At 70.3% G+C, this 23,106-nt stretch carries 27 protein-coding genes, 1 pseudogene and 1 riboswitch; of the genes and pseudogenes, 19 read left to right on the top strand and 9 right to left on the bottom strand.

Features of this window, described 5'->3' with window-relative positions:
- Nucleotides 1–159: 159 nt before the first annotated feature.
- Nucleotides 160–1,065: an MBL fold metallo-hydrolase gene (locus tag BR98_RS05475; RefSeq protein ID WP_035840676.1), complete on the bottom strand. Its 906-nt coding sequence runs from the start codon at nucleotides 1,063–1,065 to the stop codon at nucleotides 160–162.
- A gap of 100 nt (nucleotides 1,066–1,165) precedes the next feature.
- On the opposite strand from BR98_RS05475, the gene BR98_RS05470 reads away from it, so the two are divergent.
- Entirely contained in the window at nucleotides 1,166–2,083 is a 918-nt protein-coding gene (locus tag BR98_RS05470; RefSeq protein WP_035840673.1) for an AraC family transcriptional regulator, read from the top strand.
- A 20-nt stretch (nucleotides 2,084–2,103) separates the two neighbouring features.
- Here the strand turns inward: BR98_RS05470 and BR98_RS05465 are convergent, their stop codons facing one another.
- Together BR98_RS05465 and BR98_RS05460 are read right to left on the bottom strand one after the other, a co-directional pair.
- The gene (locus tag BR98_RS05465; RefSeq protein WP_035840670.1) at nucleotides 2,104–2,781 is read right to left on the bottom strand and encodes a response regulator; all 678 of its coding nucleotides are present in this window, start codon (nucleotides 2,779–2,781) and stop codon (nucleotides 2,104–2,106) included.
- Nucleotides 2,778–4,052, bottom strand: coding sequence for a sensor histidine kinase (locus BR98_RS05460; protein WP_083976006.1), 1,275 nt, complete (start codon nucleotides 4,050–4,052; stop codon nucleotides 2,778–2,780). The genes BR98_RS05465 and BR98_RS05460 overlap by 4 nt, the downstream gene beginning before the upstream one ends.
- Before the next feature lie 133 nt (nucleotides 4,053–4,185).
- On the opposite strand from BR98_RS05460, the gene BR98_RS05455 reads away from it, so the two are divergent.
- Both BR98_RS05455 and BR98_RS05450 read left to right on the top strand, forming a co-directional pair.
- Nucleotides 4,186–4,953, top strand: a complete 768-nt coding sequence (locus BR98_RS05455) for an ABC transporter ATP-binding protein (protein WP_035840656.1) — start codon at nucleotides 4,186–4,188, stop codon at nucleotides 4,951–4,953.
- Complete coding sequence (locus BR98_RS05450) at nucleotides 4,950–5,792, top strand: ABC transporter permease (protein ID WP_035840655.1); 843 nt, start codon at nucleotides 4,950–4,952, stop codon at nucleotides 5,790–5,792. Before BR98_RS05455 ends, BR98_RS05450 begins: the two co-directional genes overlap by 4 nt.
- A gap of 9 nt (nucleotides 5,793–5,801) precedes the next feature.
- Here BR98_RS05450 and BR98_RS05445 read toward each other — a convergent pair whose 3' ends face one another.
- The 3 genes from BR98_RS05445 to BR98_RS05435 form a co-directional block, all read right to left on the bottom strand.
- Nucleotides 5,802–6,266, bottom strand: a complete 465-nt coding sequence (locus BR98_RS05445; protein WP_035840653.1) for a hypothetical protein — start codon at nucleotides 6,264–6,266, stop codon at nucleotides 5,802–5,804.
- A gap of 102 nt (nucleotides 6,267–6,368) precedes the next feature.
- Nucleotides 6,369–6,665: a hypothetical protein gene (locus BR98_RS05440; RefSeq protein WP_035840650.1), complete on the bottom strand. Its 297-nt coding sequence runs from the start codon at nucleotides 6,663–6,665 to the stop codon at nucleotides 6,369–6,371.
- A 155-nt stretch (nucleotides 6,666–6,820) separates the two neighbouring features.
- Nucleotides 6,821–7,216, bottom strand: coding sequence for a GNAT family N-acetyltransferase (locus BR98_RS05435; RefSeq protein WP_035840647.1), 396 nt, complete (start codon nucleotides 7,214–7,216; stop codon nucleotides 6,821–6,823).
- Between the two features lie 67 nt (nucleotides 7,217–7,283).
- Here BR98_RS05435 and BR98_RS05430 point away from each other — a divergent pair, with 67 nt between their 5' ends.
- The 5 genes and pseudogenes from BR98_RS05430 to BR98_RS05415 all read left to right on the top strand — a co-directional run bounded on the left by BR98_RS05430 (nucleotide 7,284) and on the right by BR98_RS05415 (nucleotide 11,069).
- Nucleotides 7,284–7,784 carry a GNAT family N-acetyltransferase gene (locus BR98_RS05430; protein WP_035840644.1) on the top strand — a complete coding sequence of 167 codons (501 nt, stop codon included), beginning with the start codon at nucleotides 7,284–7,286 and terminating at the stop codon, nucleotides 7,782–7,784.
- Between the two features lie 589 nt (nucleotides 7,785–8,373).
- Complete coding sequence (locus BR98_RS05425; RefSeq protein ID WP_198042130.1) at nucleotides 8,374–8,793, top strand: ribonuclease domain-containing protein; 420 nt, start codon at nucleotides 8,374–8,376, stop codon at nucleotides 8,791–8,793.
- A gap of 161 nt (nucleotides 8,794–8,954) precedes the next feature.
- Nucleotides 8,955–9,059: pseudogene (locus tag BR98_RS40895) on the top strand (GNAT family N-acetyltransferase); the annotation flags it as partial.
- Between the two features lie 26 nt (nucleotides 9,060–9,085).
- Nucleotides 9,086–10,315, top strand: coding sequence for a hypothetical protein (locus BR98_RS05420; RefSeq protein ID WP_198042129.1), 1,230 nt, complete (start codon nucleotides 9,086–9,088; stop codon nucleotides 10,313–10,315).
- Nucleotides 10,299–11,069 carry an alpha-ketoglutarate-dependent dioxygenase AlkB family protein gene (locus BR98_RS05415; protein ID WP_035840641.1) on the top strand — a complete coding sequence of 257 codons (771 nt, stop codon included), beginning with the start codon at nucleotides 10,299–10,301 and terminating at the stop codon, nucleotides 11,067–11,069. Before BR98_RS05420 ends, BR98_RS05415 begins: the two co-directional genes overlap by 17 nt.
- Before the next feature lie 238 nt (nucleotides 11,070–11,307).
- Here the strand turns inward: BR98_RS05415 and BR98_RS05410 are convergent, their stop codons facing one another.
- Complete coding sequence (locus BR98_RS05410; RefSeq protein WP_157537411.1) at nucleotides 11,308–12,789, bottom strand: hypothetical protein; 1,482 nt, start codon at nucleotides 12,787–12,789, stop codon at nucleotides 11,308–11,310.
- Nucleotides 12,790–13,003: 214 nt separating this feature from the next.
- Between BR98_RS05410 and BR98_RS05405 the strand changes: the two genes are divergently transcribed.
- A complete protein-coding gene (locus tag BR98_RS05405) occupies nucleotides 13,004–13,576 on the top strand; it encodes a hypothetical protein (protein ID WP_035840637.1) in 573 nt (190 codons plus the stop codon).
- Nucleotides 13,577–13,876: 300 nt separating this feature from the next.
- Here the strand turns inward: BR98_RS05405 and BR98_RS05400 are convergent, their stop codons facing one another.
- Both BR98_RS05400 and BR98_RS05395 read right to left on the bottom strand, forming a co-directional pair.
- The gene (locus BR98_RS05400) at nucleotides 13,877–14,116 is read right to left on the bottom strand and encodes a DUF397 domain-containing protein (protein ID WP_035840634.1); all 240 of its coding nucleotides are present in this window, start codon (nucleotides 14,114–14,116) and stop codon (nucleotides 13,877–13,879) included.
- Nucleotides 14,113–14,982 (bottom strand): helix-turn-helix domain-containing protein, encoded by an 870-nt coding sequence (locus tag BR98_RS05395; protein WP_035840631.1) that lies wholly within the window; start codon nucleotides 14,980–14,982, stop codon nucleotides 14,113–14,115. The genes BR98_RS05400 and BR98_RS05395 overlap by 4 nt, the downstream gene beginning before the upstream one ends.
- Before the next feature lie 128 nt (nucleotides 14,983–15,110).
- Here BR98_RS05395 and BR98_RS05390 point away from each other — a divergent pair, with 128 nt between their 5' ends.
- The 10 genes from BR98_RS05390 to BR98_RS05345 all read left to right on the top strand — a co-directional run bounded on the left by BR98_RS05390 (nucleotide 15,111) and on the right by BR98_RS05345 (nucleotide 23,096).
- On the top strand, nucleotides 15,111–15,635 hold the full coding sequence (locus BR98_RS05390; protein ID WP_051969605.1) for an ATP-binding protein: 525 nt from the start codon (nucleotides 15,111–15,113) through the stop codon (nucleotides 15,633–15,635).
- 326 nt (nucleotides 15,636–15,961) lie between these two features.
- Complete coding sequence (locus BR98_RS05380) at nucleotides 15,962–17,065, top strand: DUF6777 domain-containing protein (RefSeq protein WP_157537409.1); 1,104 nt, start codon at nucleotides 15,962–15,964, stop codon at nucleotides 17,063–17,065.
- A gap of 123 nt (nucleotides 17,066–17,188) precedes the next feature.
- The gene (locus BR98_RS05375) at nucleotides 17,189–17,596 is read left to right on the top strand and encodes an FAD-dependent oxidoreductase (RefSeq protein ID WP_051969333.1); all 408 of its coding nucleotides are present in this window, start codon (nucleotides 17,189–17,191) and stop codon (nucleotides 17,594–17,596) included.
- 96 nt (nucleotides 17,597–17,692) lie between these two features.
- Nucleotides 17,693–18,202 (top strand): hypothetical protein, encoded by a 510-nt coding sequence (locus tag BR98_RS36030; RefSeq protein ID WP_051969332.1) that lies wholly within the window; start codon nucleotides 17,693–17,695, stop codon nucleotides 18,200–18,202.
- 252 nt (nucleotides 18,203–18,454) lie between these two features.
- Nucleotides 18,455–19,192, top strand: a complete 738-nt coding sequence (locus tag BR98_RS05370) for a cytochrome P450 (protein WP_051969331.1) — start codon at nucleotides 18,455–18,457, stop codon at nucleotides 19,190–19,192.
- 80 nt (nucleotides 19,193–19,272) lie between these two features.
- Nucleotides 19,273–19,400, top strand: a riboswitch (FMN riboswitch).
- 181 nt (nucleotides 19,401–19,581) lie between these two features.
- The gene (locus BR98_RS05365) at nucleotides 19,582–20,262 is read left to right on the top strand and encodes a riboflavin synthase (protein ID WP_035840630.1); all 681 of its coding nucleotides are present in this window, start codon (nucleotides 19,582–19,584) and stop codon (nucleotides 20,260–20,262) included.
- Nucleotides 20,259–20,897: a nicotinamide mononucleotide transporter family protein gene (locus tag BR98_RS05360; RefSeq protein ID WP_035840627.1), complete on the top strand. Its 639-nt coding sequence runs from the start codon at nucleotides 20,259–20,261 to the stop codon at nucleotides 20,895–20,897. Before BR98_RS05365 ends, BR98_RS05360 begins: the two co-directional genes overlap by 4 nt.
- Complete coding sequence (locus tag BR98_RS05355) at nucleotides 20,894–22,174, top strand: bifunctional 3,4-dihydroxy-2-butanone-4-phosphate synthase/GTP cyclohydrolase II (protein ID WP_035840624.1); 1,281 nt, start codon at nucleotides 20,894–20,896, stop codon at nucleotides 22,172–22,174. Before BR98_RS05360 ends, BR98_RS05355 begins: the two co-directional genes overlap by 4 nt.
- Nucleotides 22,175–22,223: 49 nt before the next feature.
- Nucleotides 22,224–22,709, top strand: a complete 486-nt coding sequence (ribH, locus tag BR98_RS05350; RefSeq protein ID WP_035840621.1) for a 6,7-dimethyl-8-ribityllumazine synthase — start codon at nucleotides 22,224–22,226, stop codon at nucleotides 22,707–22,709.
- Nucleotides 22,710–22,823: 114 nt separating this feature from the next.
- Nucleotides 22,824–23,096, top strand: coding sequence for a phosphoribosyl-ATP diphosphatase (locus BR98_RS05345; RefSeq protein ID WP_035840620.1), 273 nt, complete (start codon nucleotides 22,824–22,826; stop codon nucleotides 23,094–23,096).
- Nucleotides 23,097–23,106: the final 10 nt, after the last annotated feature.

The following is a 23,106-nucleotide window of genomic DNA, read 5'->3' as shown; positions in this document are numbered from 1 at the left end:
CCGCGTCAGGCAACCTTCGCCCCGTCGCGACGCCCGGTACGCACTCTCGCCGCACCGGCCGAAAGCCCAAGTACGTCCAGTACGAGGACTTCCGGCCGGCACGCCGAGAGCACGCACCGGACGCCGCTCCTTGACGGGCAAAGGTTGCCTGACGCGGCACTAGTAGGCCGCCCACCGCTCCAGCGCGAACCCCTCGCCCGCTCGCCGGACCTCCACCGCCCCGGCCCCGCCGAAGTGCGCCGGGATGACCAACTCGCGCAGATCGGCGGCCCGTTCGAGGACCCGGCGGCGACTGGACGCCGCCTGGGCCGGGTCCAGGCAGAAGCAACTGTTGCAGGAGGGGGCGAGGATCTGCACCGGGCTGTGCAGCAGGTCGCCGACGAAGACCGCCCGGTCGCCCCCGGACTCCAGGCGCAGCACCGAGGAGCCGGGTGTGTGGCCGGGCGCGGACTCCAGCGTGAGGTGTGCGTCGATCCGGTGGGCGCCGTCCCACAGCACGGCCTGACCGGTCCGGTGGACGGGCTCGATGCTGTCCTGGTAGATCAGCCGGTCGTCCTCCCGCGCTCCGTTCCCGTAGGCGTTCTTCGGGCCGTAGTGGAAGTCGTCGGCGGCCGGCAGCAGGTACTGGGCGTTGGGGAAGGTCGGGACCCACTGCCCGGCCTCGTCGGTGGTGTTCCAGCCGACATGGTCGCTGTGGATATGGGTGTTGACGACGACGTCCACATCCTGCGGGCGGACGCCGGCGAGGGCCAGTCGGCCGAGGAAGTCGCCCTGCCAGTGGTGGAAGGCCGGCGAGTCGGGCCGTTCGCGCCCGTTGCCCACCGCGGTGTCGACCAGGACGGTCCGTCCGCCGCTGCGCAGCACCCAGGTCTGCAGCGCGGCCACCGCCCGGTCGCTCTCCGGTTCCCAGTGGCCTGGCGCGAGCCAGTCCTCGTTCTCCCGCCACAGCTCGGCCGGGGAGTCCGGCACCAGTGCGCGGGCGGGCAGGAACGCCCCCTGCCACTCCACGACGCGGATGACCTCGACGTCTCCCAGGGTGATGCTCTGCATGCTCTGTTCGCTCATGACCTCGACTCTAGGGAGGGCGAGTGAGGCTCTCAATGCTCCTTCGGCTCAAGCGAATACGCCTCCGTCTCACTCTTGAGCTCACCGGTACGCTGGTCCGATGGACGTGGTGAGTGACGCGATCTCGGCCGTACGCATCGGACAGCCATCCTCCAACCGGATACGGGTCAGCGGGAGTTGGTGCGCCCGGCTGGCGCCGTACGACGGCGCGGGGTTCCACGTGGTGCTGGAGGGCGGCTGCCGGCTGCTGCGCGAGGACGGCGGCGACCCGCTGGTACTCGGCGCCGGTGACGCGGTGCTGCTGCCGCACGGCACCGGGCACCTGCTCGCCGACGCCGATGCCGACGGGGCCGCGGCTGAGCGAGCCGTGCCGTTCGAGCGCTGGCTCGACGGGAGTACCCCTCGCCCGCCCAGGACGGGCCTCGGCGAGGTGGAGCTGCTGTGCGGCAAGTACCGGCTCGACCGCAACCGGGTGCATCCGCTGATGGCGGAGCTGCCCGAAGTGGTCCACCTGCCGAACCGGGTCGGCAGCCACCCCGAACTACGCTCCGCCATCGACCTGTTGGGCCGGGAACTGGGCGAGCAGCGGCCCGGCGCGTGCATCGCGGTGCCCAGCCTGCTCGACCTGCTGCTGGTCTACATGATCCGCTCCTGGATGGCCGAGGGCGCCACCGGAGCCTGGCCCGCCGTGCTGGGCGACCCGGTGACGGCGGCCGCCCTGCGCGCCCTGCACTCGGATCCGGCCGCGCCCTGGACCAACGACCGCCTGGCCGGCGAGGTGGGAGTGTCCCGCCCCACCCTGGCCCGCCGCTTCTCCGCCCTGGTCGGCCGCCCGCCGATGGCCTACCTGACCTGGTGGCGCCTCACCTTCGCCGCCACCCTGCTGCGGGACACCCAGGACCCCCTGGCCACCATCGCCCGCCGCGTCGGCTACGGCACCCCGTACGCCCTCTCACACGCCTTCAACCGGGAGTTCGGGACCACCCCCGGGCGGTACCGGGCGGAGGCGGCGGCCTGAACGAGCGGGACGACCGGCGCTCAGCCGGGCAGTGACACCAGGCCCGTCTCGTAGGCGATGATGACCAGCTGCACACGGTCACGGGCGTCGAGTTTGGCCAGCAGCCGCGTGACGTAGGTCTTCACGGTGGCGATGCTGATGACCAGTTCGGTGGCGATCTCGGTGTTGGACAGGCCGCGGCCGACCAGCGTGAGGATCTCGCGCTCCCGGTCGGTGATGCCGCCGATCCGTCGCACGGCGGGGGCGGAGGCGGGGACCGGAGCGGTCTCGGGCTCGCGGCCGGCGAACTCGGCGATCAGCCGGCGGGTGACGCTCGGTGCGATCAGCGCGTCCCCGGCGGCGACCACCCGGATCGCGGCGAGGATGTCGTCCAGGGCCATGTCCTTGACGAGGAAGCCGGAGGCACCCGCCCGCAACGCCGCGTAGACGCAATCGTCGTCGTCGAAGGTGGTGAGCACCACGACCCGAGCCTGTCCCGGGCCTGCGGTGACCAGGCGGGTGGCCTCGATGCCGTCCATACCGGGCATCCGAATGTCCATCACCACCACGTCGGGGTGCAGTTCCTCGGCCAGCCGGACCGCCTCGGTGCCGGTGCCGGCCTCCCCGACGACCTCGACGTCGGGCGTGTCGGAGATGATCATCTCCAGGGCGGCCCGAACCAGCGGCTGGTCGTCGGCCAGCAGGACGCGGACGGTCATCGGACGCCTCCCGCCACGGGCAGCCGGGCCGAGACCCGGAAGCCGCCGCCGGCCCTGGGCGCGGCGAGGAACTCGCCGTGCAGCAGCGCGACCCGCTCGCGCAGTCCCGCGAGGCCGTAGCCGCTGCCCGGGGTGGTGCCGTGGCCGCGGCCCCGGTCGGTGATCTCGATCGCCACCTCGTCCGCCTTCCGGCAGTCTATGGACACTCGGCAGGAGTGGGTGTCGGCGTGCCGCACCACATTGGTGACCGACTCCTGGATGATCCGAAAGGCCGCCAGGTCGATCTCCGGCAGCAGCGGGCGCCGCTCGCCCTGCCACTGGACCTCGACCCGCAGGCCCGCGGACGCCGTCGTGGCGGCCAGCCGGTCGAGGTCGGCCAGGCCTGGCAGTTGGTGCAGGCCCGGCGGGTGGTGCAGGCCCGGAGGTTGGTGCGGGCCCGGCGGGTGGTGCAGCGCGGGCACCGGAACGCTTGCGTCCTGATCGGCCTGGCGCAGCGCGCCGAGCATGCGGCGCAGCCCTGCCAGCGTCTCCCGCCCGGCGGTCTCGATCTCGGCCAGCGCGTCACGCGCCCGGTCCGGCCGGCTGTCGATGACCCGCCGCGCCGCACCGGCCTGCAGGGCGATGATGCCGATGCTGTGCGCCACCGTGTCGTGCATCTCCCGGGCGATCCGCAGCCGCTCGGCGGTGACCGCCTGCGACGCCGCCTGGGCGCCCAAGGTCCTGGCGTGCTCGCGGGACTGACGGATCGACCGACCGACCAGCCAGGCGATCACGGCCACCAGGAGGCCGCTGTCCGAGGCGCCGATGCTGGTGCCGGTGAGGAACAGGCCGCCGCCCAGCTCGGGAAGCAGGGCCAGATGCCCGAGGAGTACGCCGAGCACCATGGCCGCCGCGGCACGCGAGGTCCGGCGCGGGCAGTCGGCCGTGATCAGGCAGAGCGCGGCATCGACCGCCAGCAGCGCGGTCGGCGGGAGCTGCACTCCGGATCGCCAAGCGTCCGTCACGGCGATCGTGGCGGTGATCAGCAGGACGAGGGCCGACAGCGGGCGACGGCGCAGCAGGGCGCAGGCGGCGAGGGCCAGGACGGTCGTCAGGGCGATGAACGCCCAGTCCCGGTGGCCGGTCGCGCCCCGCGCGCCGTGCAGTGCCGAGGTGTACGCCGCGGAGGTGTTCGCCAGCGAGGGGTACACCACCGACACGCACCAGGCGAGGGCCGTCCACCCGCCTGGTGACACGCGCTTGAGCAGGGGCAGAGGCGGCGTCAGGGACATGTGGTGATCGTAACCAGACGCTCTCGTCCCGGGCATCGGACCAGGGGTGTACAACCTGGGTCCATGGGCCGGGCGACCAGGTGTCAGCGCTGGTCCGATGCCCGCCCGGGCGTGCTGCGGGACTGTGGAGCACATGATCGAAGTCCACCGACTGACGAAGCGTTACGGCCGTACCACCGCCGTAGACAACCTCACCTTCACCGTGCGCCCCGGCCGGGTCACCGGGTTCCTCGGCCCGAACGGCGCCGGCAAGAGCACCACCCTGCGCATGATCCTCGGCCTCAACGACCCCACCAGCGGCACCGCCACCGTCGACGGCCGCCCGATCCGGCACCGCCCGCGCGGCCTGCACCAGGTCGGCGCCTTGCTCGACGCGAGCGACGTCCACGGCGGCCGCACCGGCCGGGCCCACCTGCGCGCCCTGGCCCGCAGCAACGCCATCGGGCGCAGTCGGGTGGAGGAGGTGCTGCGCGAGGTCGGGCTGGCGGGTGCGCCGGGCTCGGCCGGAGCGGCGGGCCGCCGGATCGCCGGCTACTCGCTCGGCATGAGACAGCGGCTCGGCATCGCGGCGGCGCTGCTCGGCGATCCGCCGGTGCTGCTGTTCGACGAGCCGCTCAACGGGCTCGATCCAGCAGGGGTGTTGTGGGTGCGCGGACTCTTCCGCCGGCTCGCGGCCGAGGGGCGCACGGTGTTCGTCTCCAGTCACCTGATGAGCGAGATGGCGAACACCGCCGACCAGTTGGTCGTCATCGGTCGTGGCGAGCTGATCGCCGCCGAGAGCGTGGCGGAGTTCGCCGCCCGCGGCACCCGACCGGGCGCCACCCGCACCGCCTCCCTGGAGGAGGCGTTCATGGAACTCACCGCCGACAGCGTCGAATACCCCGCAGGAGAGCACCGATGACCACCCCGACCGTCGCCCCGCACGCGCCCCGGACCGCCACCGAACACCGCGCCCGGTTCGGTGACCTGCTGGCAGCCGAGTGGATCAAGCTCTGGTCGCTCCGCTCGACACCCTGGGTGCTCGGCCTCAGCGCCCTGGTCATCATCTGCGCCAACCTCAGGTCCGCGCAGTACACCTACGACAACTTCGATCCGCAGCCGGGGTCCAGGTACCTGCAGACCGCGCTCGACGACTCGTTCAACATCATCGCCGCCGACGTCCTGATGCTCGTCGCCGGGACGGTCGGGGCACTGACGGTCGTCAGCGAGTACGCCACCGGGATGATCCGCACCACGCTGGCGGCCGTCCCCGACCGGCGCGCGGTGCTGACAGCCAAGGCGTCCGTGCTGGCTGCGGTCATGCTCGGTTACGGCATCCTCGTCGCGGGGGCGTCATTCGGGCTCTGCCAGGCGGTCCTGTCCGGACGGCACATCGGATTGTCCATCACCCACCCCGGCGCCCTGCGGTTCGTCGCCGCGGCAGCGCTGTTCGCCCCCGTCTGCGCCCTCGTCGGCATGGGCCTGGGCGTCCTGATCCGGCACAGCGCGGCCACCGTGGTCGCCGCGGTCATGGTGCTCTTCTGCCTGCCGTCGTTCTTCACCGACACCTACCGCTGGACGGCCGACCTCTCGCACGCCATGCCGCTCACCGCCTGGCGCCGGCTGGCCCAGGTCGACCTGACGGACCAGTTCGTCTCGCACTACCCGGCGACGGTCGGCGGAGCCTGGATCACCTTCGCGGCCTGGCCGTTGCTCGCGGTGGCGATCGCCGTGGTCGTCATCCACCGCCGGGACCTGTGACTCCGCTGCTCAGACGTGGACGCGGGCGGTGGCGACGAAGGTGTCGATCAGCTCTCGGGTCGCGTCCCGCCGGGCGATGAGGTCGGGGAGCTCCTTCGCGCGGTCGATCTTGCCCACCGCCCTGAAGGCCTCCGTCGCGGCATCGAGGAGGGTGGGCTCCTCGGTGACCAGCTGCACCTGGAAGAGCGCGTGCTGCGTGCTGGAGCGCAGTTCGAACGAGAGCTTGCGCAACTCGACCTCGTCACCCGCGTCCTGGCCGTCGTGCAGGCAGAACCAGTGGTGCAACATGGCCTGCCGGAACTCGACCAGCAGCCCGGCGTACACCCCGTAGGCGTCCAGCCGCCGCTGACGGACCCGCTCCTCCCGCGCGGCCCGCTCGGTGCGCCGGGCGGTGCGCTGCTGGAAGAGATGGGTCAGGGTCGAGCCCAGGAGCGTTCCCGCGACCGCGATGATGCTGGTGAGGATGGCATTCACGGGAAGCCATGCAAGCAGACGACGGTGGGCGAGTCGGGGGCGGGTGCCGGCCACCGGGCTGCCCGCCGCGGGGGGAGGGGGATGGGACTGCTGTGGGAGCGGTCAGCTCGATTCGAGCTTCTGCAGCCCCGCCTGGAGATCGTCGAGGTTCATCGCCGGCGAGAAGGTCACCTTCGCCTCGAGCTCCTGGAAGAACGGCTCGGCGATGGACGGCATGTCGGACGGCTCCTTCAGGTCGAAGACGAGGAAGTGGGTGCGCATCCCGTCCACCGCCGTGAAGAACGCCGCCTCCGGCTTGATCCGGTCGTGGACCGACTTCATGACCTTGGGCAGCGTCTTGTCCGTGATCGCCTTGTTCGCCTTCGCGGTGTCCAGCTGGACGGTCAACAACATCCTCATGGTCGTTCCACCTCTCGTTGGTGTGGCGGCACACCCGTGCCCACCTGCCGATCGTCGTCGCGACTCAGGCCCACCGCATCCGGAGTGGGCCACTGGAGTGCCGCCTATCCGGGGGCGCAGATGGGACGGGTCCGGGCGGAGTACGAACGGGCGGCTCAGAGCGCGATGAGACCTGCCGCTGTCGGCTTGAACCCGCAGGCGTCGAAGTAGAACGGCCGCAGGTCGTCCTCGAAGTCGACGTGCAGCCAGTCGCATCCGGCTTCGCGGGCCTGCCGGGCGGCCTCGGCGACGAGTTCTGCTCCGATCCCGGACCGGCGGTGGCTCCCCGCGACCACGGTGTCCAGGACGAACGCGTGAGCGCCGCCGTCCCACACGACGTTGACGAAGCCGACGAGGTCGTCGTTATCACGTGCACAGACCCAGCCGAGGCTGTGGCGTTGTACCCGGGTCAGCCAATCGACCTCCAGGGCACGGTGATTGAAGCCCTCCGCATGCAGCGCATTGACCTCGGCGTTGTCGAAGCCGCCCCGCCACTCATACGTGATCATCATGGGACGAGCGTAGACGGGTGACGGAAACTCAGGTGGCCGCAGAGCACCGACTGGCTAGAGTCGGGCCGTGCCCGAGCTGAAGCGGCTGCATGCCGGCCATGCCCCGACGGTCCTGGCCTTCGAGCTCGCGAACCGCGCCTACTTCGCTGCCTCGATCTCAGACCGGGGCGACGAGTACTTCGCTCAGTTCGCCGACCGGTACAGCGCCTTGCTGGCTGAGCAGGAGGCCGGCATATGTGCCTTCTACGTGCTGGTCGCCGAGGACGGCTCGGTCCTGGGCCGATTCAACCTCTACGACTTCGACGACGGTACTGCCGACCTCGGCTACCGGGTCGCGCAGCGCGTCGCCGGCCGGGGCGTGGCGACCGCGACCGTCCGGGAGTTGTGCCGACTGGCGGCGACTCAGTACGGGGTGCGCACCCTACGGGCGGCCGCCTCCCGCGCCAATGTCGCGTCCCGGAAGGTGCTGACCAAGGCCGGGTTCGTCGAGGTCGGCCCGGCCGACCCGACTGACCTCGGCGGTAAGCCGGGAAGCTGGTACCAGCGCGACCTCGCACGCGAGTTCTGACCGTGGCTCAGGCCGGATGCCCGTAGCCGGTGATCGGATCAACCCTCAGCCGATCCTGGTCAGCCCGAAGCCCGGCCGTCGATAGCCAGCACCTCCCGCACCTGCTCCACGTCGCCCGCCGAATGGTCCCAGCCTGACGACGAGTGAGGGTCAAGCGTAGCCACTGCCGTGCCGGCGGGTGCTTGCACGGCTCGGCACCGCGGCTTTGCGCGATGTCCCCTGTCCGTTCGCTTGGTGCACGCGGTTTCAGGGTGGACGGCGGTAGTTGACTGGCCATCTTGGGGGTACCGGTTGCGCCCTCGCACCGTAGGACAGGGTGGGCGCCGGCGCTGGACAGGCCGGAGGGACGCGAAAGAAGTGACGCGCGTAGCATGCCGGTTGACGCGCGTAGCTAATTGGTCGAACGGGGCGCGCCCGGTGCACCGTCAGGTGGTCCGGCGGGCCGCGGAATGACGGTTCGCCAGCCCTGGAGCGGGTGGGTCCCGGTCTGCGGGAATGGACCAGGACTGGTAACCGCCGATACACCGTGATGTCACAGGCCGCCAGCAAAGTGTCATGTGCCAGACACACTCGCTCCCTGGAGGCCCCCGTGCTCACTCAGCGTCGTACCAAGCTGTCCTGGACCAAGCGCACCGCCGTCATGATCGCCGCGATGACGTCCGTGCTCGGCGCGTCCGTGATCGCCAGCCCCGCCGCCAACGCGGCCGTGTACAGCTCCTGCTCCGTGGCGGGCTGTGACAACGCCGCCTCGGCCAACTCGACCTGGTCCTCGATGGGTTACCCGACCGACCGCGGCTGGTACGACTGGCCGACCGGCCGGTGCAGTTTCGCCGGTGGCCAGTTCACCAACAGCGAGGGCGAGCTGCCCTTCGGCGACACCTACTACGAGTACGACGTCTACCCGCGCACCTGCGGTGCCCACCGGGACGCCGTCCGGATCGTCGTGGACTTCACCACCGGCGTCGTCTACTACTCGCCCGACCACTACGCGAACTTCTACCAGCTGTAAATTCTACGCGCGGTGACCGGGCCCCGGGATCGGGCTCGACCGTCCCTGACTGCCCGTCGGCCCGGCCGGCGGGCAGTCGTGTTGCGTGCGGGCGGGGCCGACCGGCCTTGCCGGCGAGCCGTTCCCGTTCAGTTGGTTTGACCACCTGTTAGCCTGCGCGGATGGAAGATCTGGGACCCATAACGTGGCGGCCTGAGCCGGTCAGGACCGAGCGGCTGGTGCTCCGTGAGCCCGAGACCCGGGACCGTGCGGCGTTCATCGACTTGCCGCTGCGAATGGCAGGTACCGTTTGATGCACACGGCAGAGCTGACAGAAGCCTGCATCGAGGATGCGAACAACATCCTGGTTGCGCCTTCGACGCTGAAAGACAGTGATCTGGTCAGGGACTTCTTCGGGTCCACCATCACGCCGGAGCCCCTTGCTTCCGGGTCGCTCGATCTCGCACAGAAGACCGTCTACCTGTGTGGCGACATATCCGGGGTCAGGAGCCACCACCTGCATGCGGCTGCTCGGGTATTCGTTGTCCGGGAGCTGTCACACGGTTACCGCGAGGACGTCGACAAACCGTGGACCCTCGTCGACCTCGGCCGAGTTCCCATCCGCGTTCACGGTGTCGGCGTGTACTACCGCCGCTTTTTCGGGCTCGACGCCGATCACTTCGGACGGATCCGTGCGGAGCACGAGTTCCAGTCCCTGACGGAGTCCACCAAGCCTGGAACAGCCCATCGCAGCGGAATCTATCTGACGCCCGTCACGCGAAACGGTGAAGAACTACATTTCCGCCTGCTCCGGTGCTCCACGAATCTCTCGGGGTCGACCGAGAGCTTTCGCCCGACCGACACGCGCATCGTCGAGGCTCTGAACCGCGAGGCCGCCGCCGTCTTCCGCAACCAGGCACCGCTGAATCACGTCCTCGCCCAGATCTACCACAACACCCTTGCCACGGCGGAGCGCAAGCAGTCCAAGGCCAGGATCTCGGCCCATGCCGACAAGACCAAGGACATGCCCGTCAATGGCATCATGGCCTTCTGCACTTTCTATGACCGGCTCGACAAGCTGCAGCCCCTGGCCGAAGACGCCTTCGACTACGGCCTGAAGGGTGCCAGCGGCCTGACCAAACTCCAGTTTCGCCTCAAGGAGCCGACCGAAGAACGCAACGGGGACACGCTCCCCCCGCAGTTCACCGTGACCCTCTACCCTGGCTCCGTGTTCTTCATGCCGCTGTCCACCAACCGCCTGTATACGCACGAAGTCCGGCCCTCAGCATTGGACGCCGACTTGCTCCCGACCCGCCTGGGATACGTGGTGCGCTGTTCGAGCGCCGAAGCCGTTCACAAGAACGGCCACACGTTCCTCAAGGCAGCTGGAGAGCTGGTGGAGCTGGAGCCACCCACACAGGCCGGTATGAACGAGCTGCGCAGGCTGTACGCCGAGGAGAACAGGACCTCGTCCTTCATCGATTACGGCGACAAATTCCGCTTCAGTATGAACACGGGAGACTACATTGCCCCCCGGGTTTAGCATCTCGGACGAGATCCTCTCGTACACTCTGTCAGCCGAGGAGAATCCCTTCGCGGAGCTGTCCGCGTCGGCCCGTCTGGAAGATGTAGGAAAAGTCCGGCGAGGCGCCGTGCTTACCAGGATCGACGAGGCAGGTGGTGTGCCTCTCGTGCGTACTACCACTCGATACAGTGGCCCGCCACAGCGTTTCCAAGCCGTACACGAAAAGCTGGCGCAACGGATTCAAGAACGTGCGGCGCTTTCGGTCGGCTTCAACAACGCTCTCATCGAGAGCTACACGAACGCCTACACAACCATGGGCAGCCATTCCGACCAAGCCCTGGATCTGGCCGACGCGTCGTTCATCGCCGTCTTCTCCTGCTACCAGCATCCCGAAGCGAGTCCGCCGAGGAAGCTGATCTTCGAATCAAAGGGGTCCGATGGCGAGAGGTTCGAGATCCCCCTCGCCCACAACAGTGTTGTGACGTTCTCTGTCGACTCGAACCGGCGACTCAGGCACAAAATCGTCTTGGACACGCCCGTCCAGGCGGTGGGCAACCAATGGCTGGGCGTAACCTTTCGAACGTCAAAAACATTCGTTCGGTTTCGCGACGGACATGCGTACCTCCCGCAGGGTGCGCGGCTCACGGCGGCCGACGAAGAGCAGAGGCGCGAGTTCTACCAACTGCGGCGCCGTGAGAACAAGGAAACGGACTTCAGCTACCCCCTGCTGACGTACACCATCAGCGAGAGCGATCTGATGCCGCCCGTCTGACCTTGAGGGCTTCTGAATGACCCTCCTGGATTGACGGTTTCAGGTAGCTGAAGATCCGTTGGGGAGCGAGTCGGTGGTGCGGGTGCCCCGGCCAGGGGTGGGCGCGGGGCAGGGGTGTTGCAAAGTCCGGTGATCTTGTAGTTGCGCTGGTCAGGCGATGCCCAGGAGCGTGCGAGGCGCTCTCCTGCCGCGGCCCAGGGTCACCGGTCCCGGGGGCCCACCGTTACGCCGTCACGGGTCACGCGGTCAAGGCATCGGTGACCGCCGTTATCCCCTGGGGTGCCAACTGTTCCAGGAGACCGGTGATCCCGTACCAGCCGCCGAGCGCGGCGAGTCGTGCGGCGAGCCTGCGGGCGTCGGACGGCGCGGCCAGCCCCGCGACGACGAACAGCGCGCGGTCCCGTGTCTCGCGGAAGGCGATCGTGTCGGCGAGCGCCTCGGCCCGCTCCGTCTCCCCGCGCCGGGCCAACTCCTCGACCACGGGGACCAGTGCGTGCCCGCGCGCCCACAGGTCGGTGATCGCCCGGGTGAGCGTCTGGGCTCGGTCCGTCTCCCCGCGCCGGGCCAACTCCTCGACCACGGCGATCAGTGCTCTGGCTCGTGCCCGTCGGTCAGTGATCGCGTGGGCGAGCGTCTCGGCCCGGCCCGTGTCCCCGCCGCGGGCCAGCTCCCCGACGATCTCCGCCTGCCAACCCGCACGGCGGTGGGGGGCGTTCATCGCGTCGGCGAGGGCCATGGCCCACTCGACGTGACCGTGCCGGGCCAGCATCAGCGCCGCCGCCGCCCGCAGGTCGTCGGCGTGCCAGGAGGTGGGGCTGCAGGCGTCGAGCAGTGTCTGCGTCCGCTCCACCAGCGCGAGTACCACGTCCGCTTCGGCGGTCTCGGCAGCCGCCTCCAGCACGTCGACCATGACCGCGGGGTAGAGGGGCGATGTGCCCGGACGGCGCAGGAGGGCGTCGAGCCGATCCAGGTCTCCGCGGCCGACCTCGGGTACCAGGATCGCCGTCAGCGGCCGCGGCCCGCCCCGGTCGTATCCCCGCCCCTGGAGCCGGGCGAGGTCCTCCAGACGGTCGACGAGGTCACCGGCCCGGACGTGGTCGCCGGCCGCGGTGGCCACGTCGAGAAGGAGGGTGAGCACCCGTGAGGACGCACTGCCCGCGGCGCGGTCGGCGAAGTCGAGCGCGCCGCGGAAGTCCCCGGTGTCCGCCAGCGCTTTCGCCAGGAGGGCCCAGGTGATGCTCCAGTTGTGCGGATAGCGTACCCGCTCCGCCAGCGCGAGGGCCCGGTCGAGTTCACCGGCCCTGGCCCACGCCGGCACCAGCGCGACCAGGGCACGATCGTGGCAGTCCCTCACACGGATCGAGTCGACCAGCGCCTGGGCCCCGAGCAGGTCTCCCGCGCCGGCCGCCTCCTCCACCAGCGCCAGCAGCGCTTCGCCCTGCTTGGGCTCGTCGCTGATCGCGAACGCCAGCTCGGCCGCACGCGCGAGGTGACCGGTCCGGGCGAGTGCCCTCAGATGCCACAGCGGAACGGGCTCGCGGGCACCATCCGCGTCCCGTGACGCCAGCAACCGGAACAAGGTCACCAAACACGGTTCGAACCCGCCCGGAACGACGCCCTTTCCGGCATCACCCTCCCGAGCGAGGCCGTAGCGCCGCTCACGGTACCGCTCCATGAACAGCTCATAGCCCCACTCGGCCATGCCCTTCTGCGTACTCACGTCGCCCCCGGTCGCGTCCTGCCGCTGTCCCGTAGCGTAGAGCCTGCTGCGCGCCACCGGGCCGGTGCCTGGACGCATGGCGGTGGAGGCATCCACCTCCGCGGCGGGGCGCGCCACGTCGGTCGCGGAACCCCCCACGCGTTCCCCATCGTCTCCCTAGGAAAGGGCGGGACCCCGCACGACGGGGGCGGGCCGTGGAGGCGGGGAGGGGCGCGTGAGCGAACACGAGGCGGCGCTGGCGGTGGGAGCCGCCGGCGGCCTGGGCCGTTACCGGGGCTTCGCGGTCCCGGGGTCCACGGTCGGCGACGGGTTCTTCATGACGATGGGCCTGTTGTTCCTCGGGGCCTCCAGCTACGAGCCGGTCCTCGGTGCCCCGCTCTGGCCCGACGGGGTACTCGTCACCTGTGGGCTGTTCATGGGATTGGGCATGGCCGGCCTCGCCTTCTGGCCCCGCTTCGAGCGACGCCGAGGAGGCCGCCTGGAGCGCCTATACTGCTTCGAAGACGGCTTCGTGATCGGCAGTGGCCACACCATGCGCCCGATCCGCTGGTCGGACGTCAGCATCACCAGCGAGGGCTGGGAGCCGGGGAGCGAGTACCGCCAATCGGGCACGAGCCGAACCCTCACCACACCCGACGGCACCGTGGTCGCCCGGTTCACCGGTCAGGAACCCGAGCGGGTCGGCGGCTACCAGGTGATGCTCCTCCACCAGGCCGCCACCGAGCGTGAAGCCGTCCACCCCTCGCCGGGCCCGACGCCGAGTGACGCGCGACCCACCGAAGCCTGACCGAGCGGTCACGGACTGACCGCGGAGCCGATAGCTCGGATGCAAAGGTGGGCCGCGGGCGTCTGGCCGCGTCGGGAGCCGCGGGCGGTCTTGCCGTCGATCGCCACCGAGTGGCGACTAGCGAGGTGGTCGGCGCGCTCGGGAGCTGGTGCAGTCGTTGGTGTTCCCCCGGTGTCGATCGCGTCGCGTGAGGGGCATACCTGCTGTTCGGATGATGCCCGGCGAGTGGCTGTAGATGAGACGGGGCGTCAGCTGGTGGTGCGGGCGCCCCGACCGCTCGGCGCGGGGCGCCCGGTGGGGTCAGAGCCGGGTGGCGAGGGCGAGGAAGGCGGTCCAGTCGGCGGGGGAGAAGGTGAGGTGGGGGCCGCTCTGGTCCTTGGAGTCGCGGACGTGGACGCAGGTGGGGCTGCCGGCGACCTCGATGCAGTTGCCGCCCTCGTTGTTGCTGTGGCTGCTCTTGGTCCAGGCAACCTCTACGCAGTTTCCGCCCTCGTCGCCGCTGTAGCTGCTCTTGAACCAGGTCAGATCTGCGGTGCTCATAGCTCTCCCAGCATCTTCTCGATCAGAGCCAGGGACTCCGGCGGTGTGAGCGCTTGAGCCCTGAGGCTGCTGTACTTTGCAGCCAGGATACGGACCTCCTCTGGGTCCGTGATCAGTTGGCTGAAGCTCTGTACTTCGATGTACCCGAGCTGGGATTTGCCTCTGGGCGTGAGGAGGACGAACGGACCGCTCAGACCCGCGTGTTCAGGGCGGTCCTGTGGCATCACTTGAAGTTCCACGCTCCGCTTCCGGCCGACCTGGAGAAGCTTCTCCAGCTGTCCACGATGGACACGCAGGCCGCCGATGGGGCGACGCAGGACCGCCTCCTCGATGATCCAGCTCGCTTCGGGGGTTGGCCATCCTTCGAGGATCTCCTGGCGAGCAAGACGGGCCACCACCCGGTCCTCGATGGTCTGTTCGGCCAGGAGGGGCTTGCGCATGGAGAACACTGCCCGGGCGTGGTCTTCGGTCTGCAGCAGTCCAGAGATGTCGTGGGTGCTGTACTCATGCCGTTCGACGGCAGCTGTCTCGTGCCGAGCGAAGACCCGGAACCATGCTGGATGCTTCACCTGCGCCTTGGCCTTGGCCTTCTTGATCTCCTCCTGAGTGACGATCAGCAGGCCGCCGGCCTTCAGGAACGTGTCCGCCGCCTCCAGGAACTCCGGTTGCGGGATGCGCCGGCCCCGCTCCACGGATGACACCAAGTCCTCGCTGTACCCCAAGCGATCGGCGAGCTGCTTCTGCGTCAACCCCGCGCGCTCGCGCAGCAATTTGAGCTGCTTGCCGATCGCCCGGAAGAACTCCGTGCTGTCGTCCGGGTCTTCCGGAGCCTCCGGCCGTTGCTCCGGAATCTCAGCAGTCGTCACCTGCACCCACCACCCCGCACCCGGTTACTGCCGTAGACCGGTACGGACGGGAATCGCGGTGGTACGCGAACTCTGTGTACCGGCTCAGTTACTGGCAAGCGTACGCCGCACGCAGCACTCTCGGTGACATGAAGTCCGAAATTTCCCTTGCCTCCAGGCTCGAAGTCGCGCTCTCCGCCGCCTGGCAGTTCCCGTCCTCGCGGCGTGGGGCTCGGCAGGCCCGGGTCGCCTGCGCTCGTCAGTTGACTTCCTGGGGGTGGCGGCCAAGAACGGAACTGTTCGAGAACGCCACGCTGATCGTCTCCGAGCTCGCTTCGAACGCGGTGACGCACGGTCACGTACGCGGTCGTGACTTCCAACTGCACCTGTTGCTCGGGCCGTGCCCGGGGCTGCTGGTCAATCAGCTGCGGATCGAGGTCTCGGACTCGCGTGGTGATCGGCTGCCGGCGCTGCCGATCGCCCGGGAGGCCAGGGCGGAGGCTGACGCAGCGGAGTCCGGGCGCGGGCTGATCCTGGTGGACGCGCTGGCCGATCGGTGGGGGACGGTGCCCCGGCCGCCGTCGGGAAAGACGCTCTGGTGCGAGCTGACCGGACCCGTTCACCGCAGCAGCGGTTGCGGGGGTGGTGGTTCGCGTTCGGAGAATGGGGGGTGAGCCCCGAAACGCCGTCAGATCGCCCGTCAGAGCCCCCGGCCGACCGCCCGCCCGAGCGCCCCTCGGAGCCGCCCGCCGGTCCGCCGTCGGGTCCGCTGGCGGGTGGTTCGGGGGCGTCGGGTGGGGCGGGCCCGGCCGGTCCGCCGTCGGGGCCGACCTCCGAGCCTTCGCCGAAGCAGCCGGAGCCCGAGCTAGAGCCGGAGCCGGAGCCGGAGCCAGAGGCCGCTTCAGAGCCAGAGGCAGAGCCAGAGCCGGGACCAGAGCCCAAGCCCGCACCGACCAAGGCGAGCGGCTCACCCACCGAGGCAGGCGGCCCGCCCACCGAGGTGGTCACCCCGGCTACCCCCGCCGCCCCGGCCGCCGCAGCAGCCGCAGCAGCAGCCGCCGCGGCAGCAGGCGCTTCCGGCACCCCCACCACCCCCACCACACCCCCGCCCCCCGGCGGCCCGCCCCCGCGCACCCTGGTCAGCGCCTCCGGCGGCCCCCGCCGTCCCTGGTACCGCCGTCCCCGCACGCTCGCCGTGATCGGCGGTGCAGTGGTTCTCGCAGTCGGGCTGACCGTGCTCCTGGTGGAGCGCCAGCCCAAGAGCAGCCCCTCCGCCGCCGCCTCCGGCGCGCCGAAGGTCACCCTGCAGGCGGCCGCCGCTCCCGGCCAGGATCCGTACACCGGCTCGGTCGCCGGTTCCGCCTCGGCCACCCCGAGTGGCAGTGCCGCGCCCAGCGCCCCCGCCACCGGGGGCACGGTGGACGGCACGGCGATCGGCCTCTACGGCGGCACCCAGCACAACGCCAGCTGCGACGTGGCCCAGCTCAGCGAGTTCCTGACCACACATCAGGACAAGGGCAAGGCCTGGGCCGGGGTGGAGGGCATCGACCCGAGCCAGATCCCGGACTACCTGCACTCGCTCAGCTCCGCCGTCCTGCGGGTGGACACCCGGGTGACCAACCACGGCTTCGCCAACGGCGTGGCGACCAGCTTCCAGTCGGTGCTCCAGGCGGGCAGCGCGGTGCTGGTGGACAGTCACGGCCTGCCCCGGGTGCGCTGCGCCTGTGGCAATCCGCTGCTGCCGCCGGTGGCCGACCCGGTGGAGCCCGAGTTCAGCGGGTCGGCGTGGCCGGGCTTCAAGGCGGAGCACGTGGTCACCGTCCGTCCGGCCGCCACGCCGACGGCCTCGCTGGTGATGGTGGATCAGACAACCGGTGGTCTGTTCACCCGCCCGGTGGGTGGCAGCGCCGGCGTGGACCGGCCGACGAGCAGCGCCTCCGGCTCCAGCAAGAGCGCGAACCCGAGCGGCGGGACTTCCGGCAGCAGTGCGAGTACCTCGACCTCGCCCGGCGCGTCCAGCAGCCCACCGAGCTCCGGGCACTCCAGTGGAGCGAGCAGCCCTGCAACCGAGCACGGCTCAACGGCGGTATCCTCGTCGCCGTAATAGCGGGTTCGTGTTCGTACTGGTTTTGTCTGCATCACTTCCTGACATACTGTCAATAATTCCACCGTACCCGAAGCCGGGGTTTCCGGTGGCCCCTGTGTCAGTGCGACCGGAGGTTTCGTGATGCGCCACGCCCGCCAGGTGACCGTCATCGGTGCGGGAGTGGCGGGGCTGGTAGTGGCCTACGAGCTGGAACGACTCGGCTATCAGACCTCCATCCTCGAAGCGGACAATCGCATTGGCGGACGAATTCTGACGCACCGTTTCGGCAGCGGTCCGGGCACGGCCGCTGTCGAACTCGGGGCGATGAGAATTCCGGGCCACCGCCACCGGACCCTGGAATACATCGAACATCTGCGCCTCGACGACAAACTCGGCGAATTCTCGACGCTGCTCTCGGAGCAGAACGCTTTCCTCGCCACCGACAGCGGCTTCGTCCGGGTCGCGGAGGCCACCGAGCCGCTCTGCGCCGACTTCCGCCGCCGGCTGACCACCCCCGACTGCCTGCCCGAGTGCGGCACCGACGGGTGATCGAGGAGCTGTCGGCGGTCCACCCGGAGCTGCGCCGACCCGGCATGGTGCTGGGCTCGGCCAGTGCGGCGTGGGGGCAGTCGCCGTGGGCAGGGGGTGCGCGACCCGCTGGGGACAGGACCCGGCGGCCTGCGTCCGCGAGCTGCACCGGGCGGCCCGACCGGTGCACCGGGCAGCGAGCGCGCCAAGGGCCCGCACGGCCTGCTGCTGCCCTGGAATCCCGCCTACCCGGTGCTGCGCAACCCCACCCTGGGCGCGGCGGACGGCTCGAAGGACCAGGTCACCGCGCCGGCCGCCCGCACCGTGCTGCAACTCTTCAACCGTTGCTACCTGTTGATGATCCAGCTGATGGTGCAGCACTTCGGGGAGAGCCCGGACGCCAGTCTGCGCCGCTCGAAGCTGATGAACGCCGCCATCGACGTGATGACCGGACTGATGCGCCCGCTGGCCGAGTTGCTGGTGACCATGGAGTCCGGCCGGGCCGGGCGCACCGCAGGACCGTCCTTCGAGCTGGAGGTGATGCCCGGGTACGTGCCCCGGCCGGACGTCGCGCGCCGCTCGCTCGCGCTGCGCTTCGACCACTTGTCGGCCGCCGCCCGTCGGTGATGGTCTTCATGGACCCGCCCGAGCACACCCGGGTCCGGGCCCTGGTGGCGTGCAGCTTCACCCCGCGCGTGGTGCAGCAGCTCCGCCCCAGGATCCGGCGGCTGGCCACCGAGCTGGTCGAGGCGCTGGCCGCCGAGCTGGCCGACCGCGGCGAGGCCGACCTGGTCGAGAGCTTCGCGGCGCCGCTGCCGGTCCTGGTGATCAGCGAGCTGCTCGGCGTGCCCCGCGCGGACCGCGACTGGTTCCGGGCCCGTGCGCTGGACCTGCAGCAGTCCACCAGCGCGCACCGCCCGCAGCGCCGACGGCTTTGTCCGGGCCGAGGCGGCCGCCGCGCAGCTCGACGCCTACTTCCGCGCCGAACTCCGGTCGGACGCCCGGCGCGAGCGCGGAGACCTGATCGGCGCGATGCTGCGGCACGGCGGCGGACTCCCCGAGGACACCCTGGTCGGCACCTGCATCCACCTGCTGACGGCAGGGCACGAGACCACCACCAACCTGCTCGCCAAGGGCCTGCTGGCGCTGCTCGCCCATCCCAAGGAGCTGGCGCTGCTGCGGGCCAGGCCACAGCTGGCGGACGACGCGGTGGCGGAGCTGGTCCGCTATGACGCGCCGGTGCAGATGATCACCCGGTACGCCCGCCGGGCCGACCGGATCGGCGGACGCGACCTGCCCGCCGGGAGCAAGGTCACCCTGGTGCTCGGCTCGGCCAACCGTGACCCCGCACAGTTCCGTGACCCGGACCGGCTGGACCTGCGCCGCGACACCCGGCGCCACTACGGCTTCGGTGCCGGCATCCACTACTGCGTGGGCGCCCCGCTGGCCCGCGCCGAGGCGGAGATCGGCCTCAGCTCACTGCTGGCCCGGCTGCCACGCCCGGTGCTGTCCACCCGGAGCGCCGAGCCCGTGCGGTATGCCGAGGACCTGGTCTTCCACGGTCCGTCCCGGCTGCTGATCGGCGCCGGCCCGTCCGCATTCCCGCCCGCTGGGTGAGACAGAGCACAGCGAGGCCCTCTCCCGCTGGGGTTGCGGATCATGGCACAATGACGGCAATGCAGTAAGCAGTGACGTTCAGCGCACTCCGGGGTCGGTGAAAATCCGAACCGGCGGTTACAGTCCGCGACCCGTCCGCAGCCAGCGGCCGGTTGACCAGGTGAAATTCCTGGACCGACGGTTAAAGTCCGGATGGGAGGCGTGCGCGACGGGTTCGACAGGCAGTGCCGTGACGTCCCTCCCGAGGGGTGTCGCGTTCACCAGTACGACGGCAGAACTCTCTTCCGCGTGAAGGGCGTTGTGGCCGTTGGCCGACGTACCCGTGGTCAGCTTCCCATGCTTCGTGCCGCCCCGGAGTCCGCGCCCCTAGTAGCGCGAGGAGAACCCGGGTGTTCACCGGCATCATCGAAGAGCTCGGCGAGGTCGTCTCCATCGAGGAGTTCGGCGACTCCTCGCGCATTCGTCTGCGCGGCCCGGTGGCCTGTACCGGAGCCCGGCACGGCGACTCCATCGCGGTCAACGGCGTCTGCCTGACCGTGCTCGACAGCCCCGAGGAACTGGCGGCCGACACCGGCGAGTTCAGCGCCGACGTGATGGCCGAGACGCTCCACCGGTCCAGCCTCGGAGTGCTCAAGCCCGGTTCGCGGGTCAACCTGGAGCGCGCCATGGCGCTCGGCGCCCGGCTCGGCGGCCACCTGGTCCAGGGCCATGTGGACGCCACCGGCAACCTGCTCAGCCGCGAGCCCGGCGAGCTGGACGCGGACGGCAACCCGCGCTGGGAGGTGCTGCGCTTCTCGCTCCCGTCGAGCATCACGCGCTACCTGGTGGACAAGGGCTCGATCACTGTCGACGGCATCAGCCTGACCGTGGTGGAGGCCGCCGCCGACAGCTTCACCGTCAGCCTGATCCCGGCCACTCTCGCGCTCACCACCCTCGGCACCAAGGCGATCGGCGAGCCGGTCAACCTCGAGGTGGACGTGCTCGCGAAGTACGTCGAGCGGCTGCTCGACTCCCGTGCCATCCCGGCGATCGTGCAGGGCCTCCCGGCGGTCGGGAAGGACGCCTCGTGAACTGGCTGAACGACTACGCCTTCTCGCTGTTCGGCGAACACTTCAAGTGGAACGACACGATCGGCAACCTGCTCGGGCTGACCGCGCTGGCGCTCGGCTGGCGGCGCTCGATCATCAGCTGGCCGGTCCAGCTCCTCTCCGGCCTGGTGCTGGTGAGCGCCTACCTGTCGGCCCACCTGGCCGGCGGGGTCGGCAAGCAGCTGGTCGTGATCGTCACCGCCGTCTGGGGCTGGACCCAGTGGCAGCGCGGCCGTCGTGAGCACGGCGACATCAAGATACGTTTCGCCACCTGGACCGAGCGGGCGCTGCTGGTCGCCGGCACCGCGGTGGTCACGATCGCGGTGGCGCTGGTCTTCCAGCACTGGAACCTCTCCTGGTCCCCGTGGGCCGACGCCTACATCTTCACCGGCACGCTGGCCGCGATGATCGCCCAGGCCCGCGGCTGGGTGGAGTTCTGGATCGCCTGGATCGCGGTCGACCTGGTCGGCGTCCCGCTGGCCTTCAACAGCGGACTGCCCTTCTCCGGCCTGGTCTACAGCGTCTACTTCGTCCTGGTGCTGCTGGGCCTGCGCGCCTGGTGGCTGCGCACCCGTCTTGCGAACACCACCTCGACCCTGCAGGGAGTCACGGCATGAGCAGCAACGCGCATCACCTCGACCTCTCCCTCGACCTCTCCCTCGACCTCTCGCTCGACCCCGTCGAGCGGGCCATCGCCGACATCGCGGCCGGCCGCGCCGTGGTCGTGGTGGACGACGAGAACCGCGAGAACGAGGGCGACCTGATCTTCGCCGCCACCGCGGCCACCCCCGAACTGCTCGCCTTCACCATCCGCTACACCTCCGGCGTGATCTGCGTCCCGGTCACCCAGGCGGACGCCGACCGGCTCAACCTGCCCCCGATGACCCGGGTCAACGAGGACCGCAAGGGCACCGCCTACACCGTCTCGGTGGACGCCCGGGACGTCGAGTCCACCGGCATCTCGGCCGCCGACCGCGCGCTGACCGTCCGCCTGCTCGGCGAGCCGACCAGCACCGCCCACGAGTTCACCCGCCCCGGACACGTCTTCCCGCTGCGCGCGGCGGACGGCGGGGTGCTGGTCCGCCCCGGACACACCGAGGCCGGCGTCGACCTGGCCCGGCTCGCCGGACTGCCCCCGGCCGCCGCGATCTGCGAGGTGGTCAACGACGACGGCACCATGGCCCGGCTGCCCGAGCTGGTCGCCTTCGCCCGTGAGCACGGCCTGTCGATCATCTCCATCGAGGACCTGATCGCCTACCGCCGCCGCACCGAGCAGCACGTGGAGCGGGTCGCGGTCACCTCGCTGCCCACCGAGCACGGCGACTTCACCGCGGTGGGCTACCGCGGCACCATCGACGGCATCGAGCACGTCGCCCTGGTGGCCGGCGGCCTCGACGCCGAGGGTCGGCTGCCGGAGGGCGAGGACGTACTGGTCCGGGTCCACTCCGAGTGCCTGACCGGCGACGTCTTCGGCTCGCTGCGCTGCGACTGCGGCCCGCAGCTGCAGGCCTCGCTGGCCCAGGTCGCCGCCTCCGGCAAGGGCGTGGTGCTCTACCTGCGCGGCCACGAGGGGCGCGGCATCGGTCTCGGCCACAAGCTGCGCGCCTACCAGCTGCAGGAACAGGGCCGCGACACGGTGGACGCCAACCTGGAGCTGGGCCTGCCGGCCGACGCCCGCGACTACAGCATCGGCGCCCAGATGCTCACCGACCTCGGTGTCCGGTCGCTGATCCTGCTCACCAACAACCCCGACAAGCACGCGGCGCTCACCGAGCACGGCCTCAAGGTCAAGGGCCGCGAGCCGATCCCGGTGCAGGCCGGCGAGCACAACCTCGCCTACCTGCGGACCAAGCGCGACCGGATGGGCCACGACCTGCCGTGGCTCGTCGGCTGAACTCCCAGAGCCGAATCCCAGAACTCGAGCAGAACCCAAGGAGAACATCGTGGCTGGCCACGGAGCCCCCGAGCTGACCGTCAAGAACGCCCAGGACCTGCGGGTCGCGGTGATCGCCGCCCAGTGGCACACCCAGGTGATGGACGGGCTGCTGAACGGTGCCCACCGCGCCCTGAAGGAGCTGGGGATCAGCGAGCCGACCGTCGTCCGGGTCCCCGGGACCTTCGAACTCCCGGTCGCGGCGAAGCAGTTGGCCGAGCGCGGCTATGACGCGGTGGTCGCCCTCGGGGTGGTCATCCGCGGCGGCACCCCGCACTTCGACTACGTCTGCGAGGCCGCCACCCTCGGCCTCACCCAGGTCAGCGTGAACACCGGCGTGCCGGTCGGCTTCGGCGTGCTGACCTGCGACAACGAGCAGCAGGCGCTGGACCGGGCGGGCCTGCCGGACTCCGCCGAGGACAAGGGCCACGAGGCGGTCACCGCCGCCGTGGCCACCGCCGCCACGCTGCGCGGGCTGCGCGAGCCCTGGCACTGAGCCCGGTCGCGAGCCCGCGGGTGGGAGGCGTCCCGCACGGCCGTCCCAGACGGGTGTCCACCGTCCGGGACGCTTCCCACCAGCTCCGCGATTGCCCGTATGGTGAGTCCCATCATGGCTTCGAAGACATTCGAGGAGCTCTTCACCGAGCTCCAGCAGAAGGCCGCCTCCGGCGACCCCGCGTCCTCCCGTACCGCCCAGCTCGTCCAGCAGGGCGTCCATGCCATCGGCAAGAAGGTGGTCGAGGAGGCAGCCGAGGTCTGGATGGCCGCCGAGTTCCAGACCAAGGAGCAGACCGCCGAGGAGATCTCGCAGCTCCTGTACCACCTTCAGGTGATGATGGTCGCCCGCGGGCTGACGCTCGACGACGTCTACGCCTACCTCTGAACCACCCTCC

This window comes from Kitasatospora azatica KCTC 9699 (assembly GCF_000744785.1).
Classification (GTDB): Bacteria; Actinomycetota; Actinomycetes; order Streptomycetales; family Streptomycetaceae; genus Kitasatospora; species Kitasatospora azatica.
This window is presented reverse-complemented; position numbering and strand designations above follow the sequence as displayed.

Bases quoted from the DNA above. Each gene is read 5' to 3' on its own strand.
- BR98_RS05455 (WP_035840656.1), top strand. From the start codon at position 4,186: ATGATCGAAGTCCACCGACTGACGAAGCGTTACGGCCGTACCACCGCC.
- BR98_RS05475 (WP_035840676.1), bottom strand. From the start codon at position 1,065: ATGAGCGAACAGAGCATGCAGAGCATCACCCTGGGAGACGTCGAGGTC.
- BR98_RS05470 (WP_035840673.1), top strand. From the start codon at position 1,166: ATGGACGTGGTGAGTGACGCGATCTCGGCCGTACGCATCGGACAGCCA.
- BR98_RS05400 (WP_035840634.1), bottom strand. From the start codon at position 14,116: ATGAGCACCGCAGATCTGACCTGGTTCAAGAGCAGCTACAGCGGCGAC.
- BR98_RS05375 (WP_051969333.1), top strand. From the start codon at position 17,189: ATGCGCCACGCCCGCCAGGTGACCGTCATCGGTGCGGGAGTGGCGGGG.
- BR98_RS05390 (WP_051969605.1), top strand. From the start codon at position 15,111: ATGAAGTCCGAAATTTCCCTTGCCTCCAGGCTCGAAGTCGCGCTCTCC.
- BR98_RS05450 (WP_035840655.1), top strand. From the start codon at position 4,950: ATGACCACCCCGACCGTCGCCCCGCACGCGCCCCGGACCGCCACCGAA.
- BR98_RS05435 (WP_035840647.1), bottom strand. From the start codon at position 7,216: ATGATGATCACGTATGAGTGGCGGGGCGGCTTCGACAACGCCGAGGTC.
- BR98_RS05465 (WP_035840670.1), bottom strand. From the start codon at position 2,781: ATGACCGTCCGCGTCCTGCTGGCCGACGACCAGCCGCTGGTTCGGGCC.
- BR98_RS05345 (WP_035840620.1), top strand. From the start codon at position 22,824: ATGGCTTCGAAGACATTCGAGGAGCTCTTCACCGAGCTCCAGCAGAAG.
- BR98_RS05420 (WP_198042129.1), top strand. From the start codon at position 9,086: ATGCACACGGCAGAGCTGACAGAAGCCTGCATCGAGGATGCGAACAAC.
- BR98_RS05440 (WP_035840650.1), bottom strand. From the start codon at position 6,665: ATGAGGATGTTGTTGACCGTCCAGCTGGACACCGCGAAGGCGAACAAG.
- BR98_RS05355 (WP_035840624.1), top strand. From the start codon at position 20,894: ATGAGCAGCAACGCGCATCACCTCGACCTCTCCCTCGACCTCTCCCTC.
- BR98_RS05460 (WP_083976006.1), bottom strand. From the start codon at position 4,052: ATGTCCCTGACGCCGCCTCTGCCCCTGCTCAAGCGCGTGTCACCAGGC.